Origin of the sequence: Bacillus sp. FSL E2-8868, assembly GCF_038005505.1 — a bacterium.
GTDB classification, from domain to species: Bacteria; Bacillota; Bacilli; order Bacillales; family Bacillaceae_G; genus Bacillus_A; species Bacillus_A mycoides.
Window position 1 is genome coordinate 39,512 of sequence record NZ_JBBOTI010000003.1, and the last position, 13,476, is coordinate 52,987.

16 protein-coding genes are annotated in these 13,476 nt (G+C 35.8%); 6 read left to right on the forward strand and 10 right to left on the reverse strand.

Annotated elements, in window-relative coordinates; genetic code table 11:
* Positions 1-193: 193 nt before the first annotated feature.
* Positions 194-568 (reverse strand): hypothetical protein, encoded by a 375-nt coding sequence (locus NSS74_RS21345; protein WP_061690096.1) that lies wholly within the window; start codon positions 566-568, stop codon positions 194-196.
* A gap of 88 nt (positions 569-656) precedes the next feature.
* Here NSS74_RS21345 and NSS74_RS21350 point away from each other — a divergent pair, with 88 nt between their 5' ends.
* Both NSS74_RS21350 and NSS74_RS21355 read left to right on the forward strand, forming a co-directional pair.
* Positions 657-1,133, forward strand: coding sequence for an SMI1/KNR4 family protein (locus NSS74_RS21350; protein ID WP_061690095.1), 477 nt, complete (start codon positions 657-659; stop codon positions 1,131-1,133).
* Positions 1,134-1,327: 194 nt separating this feature from the next.
* On the forward strand, positions 1,328-1,921 hold the full coding sequence (locus NSS74_RS21355) for a DUF4304 domain-containing protein (protein WP_340814473.1): 594 nt from the start codon (positions 1,328-1,330) through the stop codon (positions 1,919-1,921).
* A gap of 2 nt (positions 1,922-1,923) precedes the next feature.
* Here NSS74_RS21355 and NSS74_RS21360 read toward each other — a convergent pair whose 3' ends face one another.
* The 5 genes from NSS74_RS21360 to NSS74_RS21380 form a co-directional block, all read right to left on the reverse strand.
* Complete coding sequence (locus tag NSS74_RS21360; protein ID WP_061690093.1) at positions 1,924-2,727, reverse strand: hypothetical protein; 804 nt, start codon at positions 2,725-2,727, stop codon at positions 1,924-1,926.
* Positions 2,728-2,738: 11 nt separating this feature from the next.
* Positions 2,739-3,407, reverse strand: coding sequence for a hypothetical protein (locus NSS74_RS21365; protein WP_061690092.1), 669 nt, complete (start codon positions 3,405-3,407; stop codon positions 2,739-2,741).
* Positions 3,408-3,520: 113 nt separating this feature from the next.
* On the reverse strand, positions 3,521-4,198 hold the full coding sequence (locus NSS74_RS21370; RefSeq protein ID WP_340814298.1) for a CPBP family intramembrane glutamic endopeptidase: 678 nt from the start codon (positions 4,196-4,198) through the stop codon (positions 3,521-3,523).
* 98 nt (positions 4,199-4,296) lie between these two features.
* Positions 4,297-5,091, reverse strand: a complete 795-nt coding sequence (locus NSS74_RS21375; RefSeq protein ID WP_340814300.1) for a nucleotidyltransferase domain-containing protein — start codon at positions 5,089-5,091, stop codon at positions 4,297-4,299.
* 52 nt (positions 5,092-5,143) lie between these two features.
* Positions 5,144-5,452 carry a YuzD family protein gene (locus NSS74_RS21380; protein WP_000248598.1) on the reverse strand — a complete coding sequence of 103 codons (309 nt, stop codon included), beginning with the start codon at positions 5,450-5,452 and terminating at the stop codon, positions 5,144-5,146.
* 206 nt (positions 5,453-5,658) lie between these two features.
* On the opposite strand from NSS74_RS21380, the gene NSS74_RS21385 reads away from it, so the two are divergent.
* Positions 5,659-5,895, forward strand: coding sequence for a NifU family protein (locus NSS74_RS21385; RefSeq protein ID WP_000431159.1), 237 nt, complete (start codon positions 5,659-5,661; stop codon positions 5,893-5,895).
* 435 nt (positions 5,896-6,330) lie between these two features.
* On the forward strand, positions 6,331-6,546 hold the full coding sequence (locus NSS74_RS21390) for a hypothetical protein (protein ID WP_001137788.1): 216 nt from the start codon (positions 6,331-6,333) through the stop codon (positions 6,544-6,546).
* A 59-nt stretch (positions 6,547-6,605) separates the two neighbouring features.
* Here the strand turns inward: NSS74_RS21390 and yutH are convergent, their stop codons facing one another.
* Positions 6,606-7,607: a spore coat putative kinase YutH gene (gene yutH, locus NSS74_RS21395; RefSeq protein WP_002089339.1), complete on the reverse strand. Its 1,002-nt coding sequence runs from the start codon at positions 7,605-7,607 to the stop codon at positions 6,606-6,608.
* A 120-nt stretch (positions 7,608-7,727) separates the two neighbouring features.
* On the opposite strand from yutH, the gene NSS74_RS21400 reads away from it, so the two are divergent.
* Entirely contained in the window at positions 7,728-8,219 is a 492-nt protein-coding gene (locus NSS74_RS21400) for a phosphatidylglycerophosphatase A family protein (protein ID WP_078179370.1), read from the forward strand.
* A gap of 19 nt (positions 8,220-8,238) precedes the next feature.
* On the opposite strand, the gene NSS74_RS21405 is transcribed toward NSS74_RS21400, so the two are convergent.
* The 3 genes from NSS74_RS21405 to NSS74_RS21415 form a co-directional block, all read right to left on the reverse strand.
* On the reverse strand, positions 8,239-8,718 hold the full coding sequence (locus tag NSS74_RS21405; RefSeq protein WP_061690087.1) for a GNAT family N-acetyltransferase: 480 nt from the start codon (positions 8,716-8,718) through the stop codon (positions 8,239-8,241).
* Positions 8,719-9,238: 520 nt separating this feature from the next.
* A complete protein-coding gene (locus NSS74_RS21410) occupies positions 9,239-11,812 on the reverse strand; it encodes an FtsX-like permease family protein (RefSeq protein ID WP_149191030.1) in 2,574 nt (857 codons plus the stop codon).
* Positions 11,796-12,584 carry an ABC transporter ATP-binding protein gene (locus tag NSS74_RS21415; protein ID WP_012261926.1) on the reverse strand — a complete coding sequence of 263 codons (789 nt, stop codon included), beginning with the start codon at positions 12,582-12,584 and terminating at the stop codon, positions 11,796-11,798. Before NSS74_RS21415 ends, NSS74_RS21410 begins: the two co-directional genes overlap by 17 nt.
* A gap of 286 nt (positions 12,585-12,870) precedes the next feature.
* On the opposite strand from NSS74_RS21415, the gene NSS74_RS21420 reads away from it, so the two are divergent.
* Positions 12,871-13,452: an NAD(P)H-dependent oxidoreductase gene (locus tag NSS74_RS21420; protein ID WP_012261927.1), complete on the forward strand. Its 582-nt coding sequence runs from the start codon at positions 12,871-12,873 to the stop codon at positions 13,450-13,452.
* Positions 13,453-13,476: the final 24 nt, after the last annotated feature.

Here is a 13,476-nt window from a genome sequence, read left to right on the forward strand (position 1 = left end):
TACTCATATATAAGACATTTAATACACTATGTTAAACATCTTGTATATTCGCAAAAAAGGATGTATCAAAATCATTTTGAAACACCCTTCTCCTATTAAACTACTATTGTAATATGACCAAACCTAAAATCTCGACTTAAGAGACTTCACAAATTAGCTCTCTACTATTTCAAACATATTTCCACTTACACAACTATCCCACATTATCCTTCACTTTCTCAATAACATCTTCTATACGCTTAGCTATACATTCTGGCTCCCAATCTCCCTCACCATGCATAGCTGTATAAACCGGACAATTCTCATCATTACTATCTACAAAGATCGGGTCTCCGAGATAGGAATCTATCCCAATTACAACCCATCCCTCTTTCCAATCTCCCTCTTCATTTCCGACTAAGCTTTGCCCTCCCTCATCAAAGCTATAACCAAGTTGTCCTTCTTCTATTTCTTCACTATTAAATAATTCGATTGTCATAGGTTCAAATTCACACTCTAACTCAATTTCATTATCCTCAGCGCGATCTACATATGCTAACAGTTGTTTAATTTTATTGTGGTTAATCATAATATCTTCCCCCTCTATTGTGCAATTTTTTAATTAACTATAATATACAAAATAAAGTTTAGAAAACTATTATTTGAGGTGACCAAATATGAAGACTACACTTTGGGCAGAAGATGACTATTTAAAATTAGCACCTATTAACGACGAACTAATAAAAAAAGCAGAAGAAGTACTAAACGTAAAGCTCCCAGAATCGTACATAAATCTTCTAAAAGAACAAAACGGAGGAACTCTTCGATTAGATGCTCATCCTACTTCAGAGCCAAATTCTTGGGCAGACGATCACGTTAATGTTTCTGGATTATATGGCATTTCTTTTGATGAAAATGAGTCTAGTATTTTAGAGAGCCATTATTTAATTCAGGAATGGGACATGCCTGAGAATATCGTGCTTTTATCTGGGGACGGACATACGTGGATTGCATTAGACTATCGAAACATAGCTGAAAATCCTCCAGTTATATTTATCGATAATGAGTTTGAGGAAATTATTGAATTAGCACCTAACTTTGAAAGTTTCTTACAAAACTTAACTACGTACGATTATGATGAAGATGAAGAGTAAACCTATCTCTAAAGGAGTGCGCAATAGTGCAAGATTTCATTATAAAGTGAAACTTTAATCAGTGGGGGTTTTGTTCATCCCCCACTGATTATTAGCCTTCACCAATCGGGCTTTTACGGGCAGTTGATCTCCCATCTAACTCCCTCGCATTCGCCGAATTTTGAGGTGGGAGTCTTACTGCCCGTTAATGCGGGATAAATTTACACGCTGCTTTAAAACCGCTTGGATTTAAGAAAAAAAGACATACATTTTGCAAAGCTGAAAACGGATTTTATAAGCTTATTAACATACAAAAAAGCAAGTTTGGAGATGACTTCTATATAAATATAGGAGTTCATCCTATCGGTCTCCCGCAACTTATTACAGACCAGTTGCAAATAAAAGAAAACATTTCAATATTCGATTGCATTCTACAAACGAGAATAGATCCTATACATATGAAACAGAACCAGTTATTGCATAATGTTTCACATGAAACTATCAATATCCCTGATTATTTCTCTACCATTTTCGACTGGTTTCAAGCGTGGGCATCTTATGAGAATTTAGCAAAAACAAATATACACTCTATTACTCCGGTACTAGCTGCCGTTCCAATATTACGAGAAAAAGTGTTTCTGCTTCTTACTTGTTTCTCTTTCTACAACTTAAAACAGTACGAACAAGCTAACCGCTACTTACAGCAATATTTGCATTGTGCTGTACATCTTAATACCGAGGAAAAAGAGCCAGTCTTCTTTCATGAAGTTGATATGTATATGAAAAAACTAGTAGAAAGTGCAATGTAACTTCACATTGTACCTTCTACTAGTTCTTTATATTCCTCTTGTAACTTTTTAAATTGATCTTCATACTTTTGCATCTTTACCGTATCTGTTTTCGAATTAAGGATTGGTCTTCTTCTCCCAATCACCATTATATTCTTTCCCTCTATTGCATCGTTCATATATACGTAAGGTCTGAAAAATTCACATTTCGTATATGGCAATGCTACAGATAATTTTGCATACTCTTCCACCTTAAATTGATTAGATAAACTTAACTCTCGTAAATTTTTCAATTGGATCAAAGGTTCTAACGAATCATCTTTAACCTTTAAGTTCATAAGAGTAAGTTCTTTTAAATGCTGTAATGCAACGAGTGGTTGTAAAGTTTGTACTTTCATTGCTGTATTTATCCCACCACCCATGTAAAAGGTATTGAGTTGCGGACACTTACTTAAAGCACTTAAATCTTCTAGCTTAGAAAAATCATCAATTAATAAGGATTTGAGTTTTTTATTATACGCGATATCCCATAACGTCTTCGCTTTTGTATTCCAGCACATATACAACTGTTGTAAATCTGATAACTTCTGAAGGCCACTTAAATCCTCTACCCGCATTTCGTAAACATATAATATATCGGGACGAGCATACGAAAGAATATGTTCAAACTGTTTTTGATTTACTGCGAAAATCCATAATTTCTTAACTTGTAAAGATGCTAGTCGTTCTATATTTTTTGTTTTCCCCTCAATCGCTAATTCTTCTAAATTAGCAATAACATTTTCCAAGTCCTTTATAATCCTCGGCTGCTCACCAATCGGAAACATTTTATCCTCTCCTACAACTCCCAAGTAACATTCAGCTCTTCAAACGACTCCTTACTAACTTCCAATCCTTCACTATCATCCGTTCCGATCATCGCCACTTCTTCTTTAGACAACATCATTTCCTCGTTTGGATTTTTGATTTTTCTCTCATACACGAGTTGTAAAAGCTCTATTTGCTCTTCTGTCAGCTCATATTCTTCTTCTAATCTTTCTATTGCTGATTGCAGATCAAGTAGTGGGATTTCTAATAAGAATCCGCCATGCTCTTCCATCTCTTCAAATGAATCAATTGAATACGCACCGCTCTCCTCAATCCAAAATGCTGTTGTAATGAAAGGAACTGTTTCGCCTTCTACTTCTTCTAATACGTATTGAAGTGCTTCTTCTTTAGCAATTTCTATCACTTCCGAAGGTGCCCCTTCAAAATAATTTTCCGCATCAATCCACTCATCAATTCTCTCACTATTCACATCTTGAAGACATACGATTGTGTACTTCGAATCAAAAGTAATTGTCCCTCTTCCGCCTTGACTATCTTGCATACTATAGTTAAATCCATCCCATGAACTTTCATGTGAGAAATCAGGAGCATGTGCTACAAAAATTGCACCTGCAATCGACTTTAAGATGCAACCTCTCCATAATTGTTCTTTGTCTATATGTAATTTATATTTACTCATCGTCTTCCCCCATACACATATTTTTTCTATTATCTTTCCTCTACATAATACTTGTAAAGCCTTTTCTACCTACTGCAAAATAGGAAAGACGCCCTTTTCAAAAAGGCGTCTTTTTACATTTGAAAATTTACTAATATAAAAAATGAATTATTTAATAAATGAATTCCCCATGGAACGAGTAAATTATTTGTTTTCTTATATGTGTAGGCTAAACATACACCTATACCAAAAATATATAACATACTACCTAAAGTAAGGGGATGACCTAAAGTAAATATAAAAGCACTTATAACAATACTAGTAAGTGTAGAGAAGCGCTGAGATAATTTCGTGAAAAATATCCCCCGAAATAAAAGTTCTTCCCAAATCGGTGCAAAAATGGTGAGTACAACTACGTATAAAATGATTTCACTTATAGTAGGCTCTATTACTATATTTGACTCATCCACACTAAGCCCATGTGGTAAAACTAAATTTAATACCGCAAGATATATAAGCAGTATGATCATCGTCATTGCTATTGTTACATAATGTTTAAAATTATTGAACTGTAGTGATTTTACTAGCTGTGAACAATACTTTCTTGCTGGTGCATACATTACAATAATCGTACAAAACGTAAAGGGTGGAATAAGATGGTCTACATACCATGGATATAATGAGGAGTCATATAAAAAGTTCAAAAAACCCATTCCATGCATTACCCCAAAAGTAATTATTATAATGCTAATTACTTCGAGCATACTCATTTGTATATTCTTTTCTTCATATGTAGCTAATTCTGTGTTCATCCTATCTCCTCCAGTATAATTAAACCTTTTAACCATTATATACCAATTTAAACACAAAAACAGACGATACAATTTACTGTATCGTCTGTTTTTTCCCCCTACCATTTCTCTCTACATGTTTCAATTAAATGCAGCAAATACCGCTTCGTCATATCAGCCCGTCTCCACCTAGAGAGCTTTCGCTTTCCTTCTGGATTATGCCGCATTCGCTCTACTTCCCTTAATAAAGGCTCCCACTTATGAGAGTAAAGTTCCAACATGTATTGTAATCCTCTATCTTTTGAAACAATTGTTTTATGATCTAACGTATATAAAATGCGTCCCATCGTAACGACAGCTGATTCTACCCATTCTTCTATGAAAAATAAATAAGGACGCTTCGCTTTTTCAAACCAGTAATGTTCTACGTTGTATTTCATTGTATTTACTACATCGTCCCACTTTATTTGAAAGGAAAGGTCTTCTACTTCTTTCCCGCTAACTGTAATACCTTGATTTTTCAATGTCCACCATGTGACCGCGTTAATATCCCAATGACCAATATCAGCCTTACCATCTGCACAATACACGTACTCATTTATTTCATGATTGTATTTCCCCAAGTCAGCAAGCGGAATATACATACCGTCCATTCTTTTACCTAACGTACTTTTACTAATTTTTTTATGCAGTTCTATAATTTGTTGTTTTTCAGCTTCATTCACGGAATCACTTATTACCGTAACAAAGTCAACATCGCTCGTTTCTATATGAAATGCTCCTAACGCGATTGATCCGTAAATATATACCCCGACTATTTTTTCATCCGAAAAAATTCCTTTTAATTTTACTATGTACTGCTCCATTAATTGCTTTACTTCTTCTGGTAAAACTTGTTTTATTCCATTCTCCACATCTATCCCTCCATTAAAAAAAGCCTTTGCAAATTCGCAAAGGCTTCCTGCTTTATAAATATTTCTCGATTTCTTCGTAAACATCCTTCAAACGAGGATTTCCTTCTCCAACAATTTCTCCATTTACAAGAACGACCGGATAAAATAGATCTTCTTCCACTACGCGCTCTGCGAATGCTTTTTTATCTTCATCTTCTTGTTCTTGTTGAAAATCAATATACTCGAAATTAAATTTATTTTCTTGTCCTTCATATTTACGACCAATCGCCGCTTGTAACCACTCAAACGTTTCTGTTGAAGATGGCATTCCGACGCAACTCGCACAAATTACTTTCGTCCCATACACTTGCACATTAACCATTTCTTCTCCCCCACTTCTTGTTTCAACAGTATATTCAGATGTCTTGGTACATAAGCACATCATTTTACAAACTTATTCCATACCCCTATACTGAAAAAACACGTTGTACACACGATATAATATTTTGACAATAAAACAAGAAGAGAAAAAATAGATTTTCCCCTCTATCTTGATTATAATAAAACTGATGAAAGGAGTCGATAAAAATGGAAAACCCACATATGCAAGAACAAGTACTAGAGGTATTAGATAAATTACGTCCATTCTTACTTCGCGATGGCGGAGACGTTGAATTAGTAGACATTGAAGAAGGTATCGTAAAATTACGCCTTATGGGTGCTTGCGGAAGCTGCCCAAGTTCTACAATCACACTAAAAGCTGGTATCGAACGTGCATTACTTGAAGAAGTACCAGGCGTTATTGAAGTAGAACAAGTATTTTAATTAAAAGCGGAAGCGGCTCGTCCAAAATGTGAGGAGGATGGAGCTTCTGACATAGAGGCGCTTTTTGCCTCGGCGGAAGAAGCGAAGCCACCGAACATTTTAGCCGCTGGAGCTAGATAATATCTAAAAGCGGAAGCGGCTCGTTCAGAACAGAAGGTCATTGGAGCTCCTGACGAAGAGGCGCTTTTTGCCTCACAGGAAGGCGCGAAATGGCCGACTGTTCTAGCCGCTGGAGCTAGACATTATCTAAAAGCGGCGGTGGCTCGTTCAGAATCGCTTCCTAGAAAGAGACCCAAATGGGTCTCTTTTTTTATTCAAATAACACTTCCCCTTTAACATCATAAAACAAAATTGGAAATCCTTCTCAAAAAGTGCGATAATTAATACTATAGAATCGTTCACACATATACAGAAAAAAACATAGGGTGACGACACATGCCAAGAATGGGGAACACTTTCTTAACAATTCAAGAACTAGAAAAGAAAAAAGAGTATTTATTAGACCTTTCATCCGTTATACCAACATGGAATGCAAGTTATCAATTTTTATTTAAAGAAATCCAGCAAGAATTATTGAGTAAAGTAAATGAAAAAATCGAAAGACATCAATTCATTTTAAATATATGTGCAGATCAACAGGTAGGGGCATAATGTATTACATACAATTGTGATATATAAAAAAGAGACCTCACCCGGTCTCTTTTTTCATTTTAAGACAGCCAATCTAATTTCCTAATGCCTAACTTATCAACAGGTAAACGAAATGACTCGTAAAAATGATTCATAAATTGCTCAGTGCGCTTCACATCATGTAAAATGATTTCTAAACGGGCTCTATATATGCCTTTTTGTTCTTCGTTTCCTGTTTGATAATATCGTTCAATCGTTTCAAAGTAGTGAAGCGGGAACAGAAGCCTTGCGAATAATAAGCGCCAACCAAATGAAGAGAGCGAATAATTACGTTCATAATCTGTAATGAATTGAACTACCGTTTGCTCCCAATCTTTCTTTTTTTCTATCATCATATAGCGAATACATTCTGCTATATCCCTACTGGGGTGATCATATACCCAATCAAAAGGAAGTTTTAAGCGCTTCGTTTGCTGCCATAATAGAGGTGTAAATCGTTCTTGGCAAATTGTTGCTGCGTCAGTTATTTGTGGTGTATCGTCCATTTCTGTATCGACAACATATTGAATTGCATTTTCTGCAACTCCTAAGTAATATGGGAAGGATTCAATAAACAATTGATCGAATACGTCTGAAGGATGGTTCATCACTTGCGATTGCCAAAACCTTTCTAATTGGTCGAGCCTTTTTTCCCATAATGCTTTCCATTCACCAATGCGGCTTAATTGCTCAACTTCTTCTGGAAAGAATGCGCCACGTTTATGGAATATAGAAAGCTCACTTCCTAATGATGTAGCATGTCGCTCTAACATACGCATACCTTTTAATAAGCAGTAATTTTTTTCTTCTATCTCACTTACATAGTAGCCGTGTATAGTCGGAACGAAAGTCGAAACAGTTATATCCCCTTGCTGGTTCATATAATCACTGAGCTTTTTCATCTCTACAAGTACTTCTTCCTCCATTTCTCCAATTGGAACAAGTACATAAATTTTGTTGCGAATCCAAAAGCTTTTATAGGGGCCAAGGGGGATTAATTCTTTAACATGCATGTGATAATGCTCATAAATATGCTGAATCATCGCAGTCGCCACCTATGGTTTTTCTTTATATATATGAGCTTGTGCTCGCCTTTCATTCCTATGCACATGATAAAGCAACGAAACGTATACAAATACTAAAAAGAAAAAAAGGTGATAAACATGAAAGACTCAAATCAACTACAAGAAAGAGCATTACAACTATTACAAGAACGCGGTGTAACAATTGACGATATTGCTGATCTTGTTCATTTTCTTCAAAAGAAATACCATGCAAATTTAGAGATGTCAGAATGTCGCTATAACGTTGAGCGTGTACTATCAAAACGAGAAGTACAAAACGCACTTATTACAGGCATTGAACTTGATGTCCTCGCTGAAAAAGGACTATTAAGTCAACCGTTACAAGATATCGTAAAACGCGATGAAGGACTATATGGAATCGATGAAGTCATCGCACTTTCAATCGTTAACGTGTACGGCTCTATCGGTTTCACGAACTTTGGATATATCGATAAATTAAAGCCAGGTATTTTAGAATACTTAAATGATAAATCAACTGGAAAAGTTCACACATTCCTTGATGATATCGTTGGCGGAATCGCTGCCGCTGCTTCAAGTCGTTTAGCGCACCGTGCTGAGCATTCGGAATAAGGGGTCTAGGCCGTCAGTTTCACACTGACGGCCTTTCATATTCCATAAGCATGAACTCTCTTCCACGACTCAAAAAAACAGGTCCTACTTGAAATCCAATGTTTTTATACAGCCTAATCGCTCTCTTATTGAATGTCGCTACACTCAGTCGAAACATTTTCGAATTCAATTCCTCAGTAGCAAATGCTATTCCCGCTTGAAAAAATATTTCCCCCATCCCTTTCCCTGTTAACTCCGGCTTCATTCCAAGCCCAATATCTACTACATCTTCTCCCCTATATAAATTAGCATCTCTTCCCCCTGGCACTTGTGCATCTTCTCCAAAACAAAAATAGCCGATGAATTCTCCATTCTCTCCGCAACAACCGTAATACGTTCCATCTAGCAACTCTTCTATTACTTCAGCATCTCCCGAAAAGCTATATAACGTATAGGGATTTTCATACTTCCACGTATTTATTTCTTTCGCTTCTTCTTCTGTTAACTTATGTATATCCATTCATCTCGCTCCTTATCAAATACTCTACTAATCTATATGTATTTACTCATTCATTTTCCAAACTTGATTCTCCTCTAATCGTAATATGCATAGTTACATACGCACACCCCTTTAAAAAATGCTACAATTTATTTGAATCGCTGTTGTTACACTTCTTGATTAAGAAAGACTGTTAACCGGAAAATTAACGTCTTATCAAACCCAAGCAATTGGCACGTTTTGTCATCATGAAAGACACTCGAAAGAGTGTCTTTTTTCTATACCTGAGCAGGACCTGCTCATTTACAAAATTAATGCATAAATTAATATAACTCTTAAACCCATTATTACCTTTCTATACGTTGCAGCGTTCGTTGCGACATATTCGGATAATAAAAAGCACTCCAGCCAGAGTGCTTTTTACTTTCAAACAAGGAGGTTACATATATGGATAGTACTCTTGTATTTAACTTTGGCATTGGTATTGTTATCATTTTATTCGTCTTCTTTGTACTTTGTATGAGCGGGATATAGTAATCTTTTATGCTGATAACTCCTTTAAAGTATCACTCAATTTAAACTTTCTTAATTGTAATGAAGCAATCATTGCTGCTCCTGCTCCGAGTATAATGCTAGCTAGTGCCAATATTAAAACTTGATTATACGGAATGATAATAACCGTTAACTCTAAGCTTGATAACACAATATAACTAAATACAATCCCACCTAAAACCCCAATACAACCAGCTATCGCTCCAAGTAAAGTGCCCTCTAATAAAACAATCCGTCTCATTTGCTTCGGAATAGCTCCTACCGCACGAATCATACTAATTTCAGCACGTCTTTCATGTAAACTTGAGACAATCGCATTCATTAACCCTATACCAGAAATAATGAAAACAATTACAACTAACAAGCGAATTAACATCATCATTTGCGATAATAACTGTTCTTGTTCTTTCAATAAATCATAACTGTTTATAACTTCTACATTCTCTTTATTATTTGTAATTTCTTTTACTTGCTTCTTAATCGCTTCAAATGATTGTTTAGAATTTGTCATAATTTGAATCGCTTCATATCCTTGTACGTGAAACTTATCGCGAGCCCATTGTTCATTTACAAAAATATCTAACCCTCTTAACCTTAATCCTTGCTCAATAATCGAAACGACTTTAATCGTTTGTTTTTCTTTCCCTTTTCCTTGTACTTCAATCGTATCATGCAACTGAATCCCTAATGTTTTAGCAGTTCTCTTCGTAACGACTCCCTCACCATCTTGTAATGGCTTATTTAAATCTTGTCCTGTAATCACTTTCGCTTTTGTTACTTTTTGATAAGCAACAATATCATTCCCCACAACTTCTATCACATCATATTCAAAATCATCTTTCCTCACATTTTCATACCACTCTTGATCCGCTTTTTTGAAATCATAATTTATAAGCTTCGCTGTAAAGTCAGTAACATTTGCTACGCTCTCTTCTACACCATCAATTTTTTTAACCTTCTCCATCCAACTAAATGGTAATACTTCAGTACTTTGCGACTCTATTGGAATTCTTATTACTAAATCAGCTGGTAAATGTTTTTGTAACCCATCTTTCATGCCTTCGTAAATAGAGTTTATATACATCGTTCCAACAAGTGCTAACATAAAACCAAATGCTAGTATAGCAACCGATACAGCTGCCTTATTTCGATAACGAATTACATTTCGGCTACTAATCGTCGTTTCAATTCGTAATATCATTTGAAGTGGTTTTGCAATCACTGGTGCTATCATCCGAATAAATAACGGAATCGCAAATAACAAACCGACCGCAAATAACAGCGCACCTATCGCACTTGGATTAAAACCGATATATCGCTCTAATACGTTACCCGCTAGTCCAATAACAGTACCAATGATTAAAATGCTACCACTAAAAGCACTCCACCTTTTTTCTTTTTTCTCATTACTAGGAAGACCTGGCCTAAGCGCTTGAACTGGTGGAATCTTTCTAACCATAAAGGCTGGTATAATAGCCCCTATGATAGACATAACAATCCCTAGTAAAAACGTAATGAGTAAAATCTCGCCTGAAATCGAGAATGATTCTTTCACTGCCCCCTCAATATTCACCCATTTATTAATAGATGATGCGGCGATTGTTTGCGTACCTGCTCCAAGAATAACTCCTGCTAGTGATCCGATTGCCCCAATACATAAAGCCTCTAATAAAACGACTAATATAATTTGATTTGGATTACTACCAAGTGCACGTAATAATGCCCATTGCTTAAATCGACTTCTGACAGATAAGAAGAAACTTCCCATTATTAAAAGGGCTACAACAAATAAGGCAATACCACCTAAACTAAAAATTAACGGCTTCATTACATTTAGTCGTTCAAATGCCTTATCTACATAAGTACGTTGGTCCACCTTTATATTTTCAATCTTTTTATGTACATCAAAAGCAATTGCTTTTTTCACATTTACATCTTGTACTTTCACTTGAACAAGATTGAATTGATTTGGTAAATTTAATTCTTTTTGAAGCCAATGGATTGGAAAATAAGCACTATGCCCCATTGACGCCATTAACGGTGGATTTAAAATACCGACAACTTTCACAGCCTTTTCACCATGCTGCGGGAATGGCAGTTTAATCGTATCTCCTACCCGTATATTTTCACGATCTGTATACCCTTTTGTCAGTGCTACTTCAGCACCTTCTTTCGGATATCGTCCTTCTAATATTTTATAAGAATGCATTTCTGGAGAATCTTGCTCAACACCCCAATAAGATGGCTTTCCCGATAGTTCTTTATAATGTGGAAAAGGATACGGTATAAGTGCTTTTGATATTTTTTCAGCATTTTCTAAGCCATCTATTCCTTTTAAACTTTCATTATTTAAATACATGTCATTTTTTATATAGCCAAATTGTAAATTATAATCTCCATACCGACTTACTACTTGTTCCTTCACACTTTGCTCTACTGATTGATTACCTAGTAATAACATCGTCGCTAACATAACACCTAAAGCTGCACCGAGGGCAATCAACATATTCCGCAACCAATTTTGTTTCATCGATTTTATCGCATACTTAATTACCCATCGCATCACCTTTACCTCCTACTTTAAAGTGACGATTCATAATCTCTTGAATGTGAGTAACTTGTTGCGGGATATTTCGAAATTTCCACCCTTTACTTTCAGTATGCTCATGAATCACCTCACCATCTAATAAGAAAACGACTTTATCAGCATGGGCCGCTACGAACGGATCGTGCGTTACAATGACAGCTGTTTGCCCTAATTCATCACATGCATTGCGAAGTGCCGCGATAATATTTTTGCTGTTTTCTGAATCTAACGCCCCTGTTGGCTCATCTGCTAATATAATAGCCGGCTCATTTGCAAAAGCTCTTGCTATCGCAACCCTTTGCTGTTGCCCACCTGATAACTGTGCTGGTAAATGCTTTTCTTTTCCTTTCAATCCAACGAGCTCTAATAAACGATTTGCTGTCACCGTTGCCTTCTTTTGCGAAACATTATCTAATAGTAAAGGCAACCCTACATTTTCCTCCGCATTAAACACTGGAATTAAATTAAACTGCTGAAAAATAAAACCGATTTTATGCCTTCTAAATAAAGCGAGCTCTTTTTCTTTTAATGTTGAAATCTCCGTACCATCAACTCGAATACTACCTACCGATGGAATATCTAATCCACCTAACAACTGAAGTAAAGTCGTTTTACCCGATCCACTTGCCCCCATAATACAAACAAAGTCACCTTTTTGAATTTGAACATTAATATCTTTTAAGATCTTTACTTTACTATCCCCAATATCAAACGATTTTTCTAACCCTTCAATTTCAATAATATTCATCCCGATATCCCCTTTTCTCTCTATTTACCAATCTATATATTCTATTCGAAAATGAAAAATACCTACTATTTTGTATTTTTTTGTCACATACTAACATTTATATTAACCGGCAGTAAGTGCCCGATTAGTGTGAGCAAATAATCAGTGCGGGATGGACACCCCCCACCTATTAAAATTTGACTTTATTTCTCACGTCAGAAAAGTTGACTCTCGCAACGGAAGTAACCATAATAATTACACGAATATATAAAAACTATTCACATATCCACAATTAGGAGGAAGAACAATGAAACATGTGATCGTTTATGCACACCCGAATACAGAAAGCTTCAACCATGCAATTTTAGAAACTGTAAAAAGTGAATTAGAAGGAAAAGGTCATGAAGTACGCGTTCGTGATTTATACGAATTAAACTTCAATCCAGTATTAGGTGCTTCCGATTTCATCTCATTTTCCCAAGGAAACACACCAGAAGATATTAAAGAAGAACAAAAGCATATCTCTTGGGCTGATAGTATTACATTCATTTACCCAGTTTGGTGGGCGGGTCTTCCTGCTATTTTAAAAGGATACGTTGACCGTGTATTTAGCCACGGCTTCGCTTATGCTTACGGTGAGAATGGTATTGAAAAGTTATTAAGCAGTAAAAAAGGATTGTTATTATCTACGATGGGAAATTCGAAAGAAGTATACACAGCAGGCGGTATGTTTGATGCAATGAAGAAAACCGCAGATGTTGGTATTTTTGAATTTACAGGAATTGAAACACTTGAGCATACATTCTATACAAGTGTTCCTTCTGTGGATGACAGTGTGCGTAAACAATATCTTGAAGAAGTTAAAGACGTAGTGAATCGTGCGTTTTAATAAAAAAACTCCGGTTATAACAAC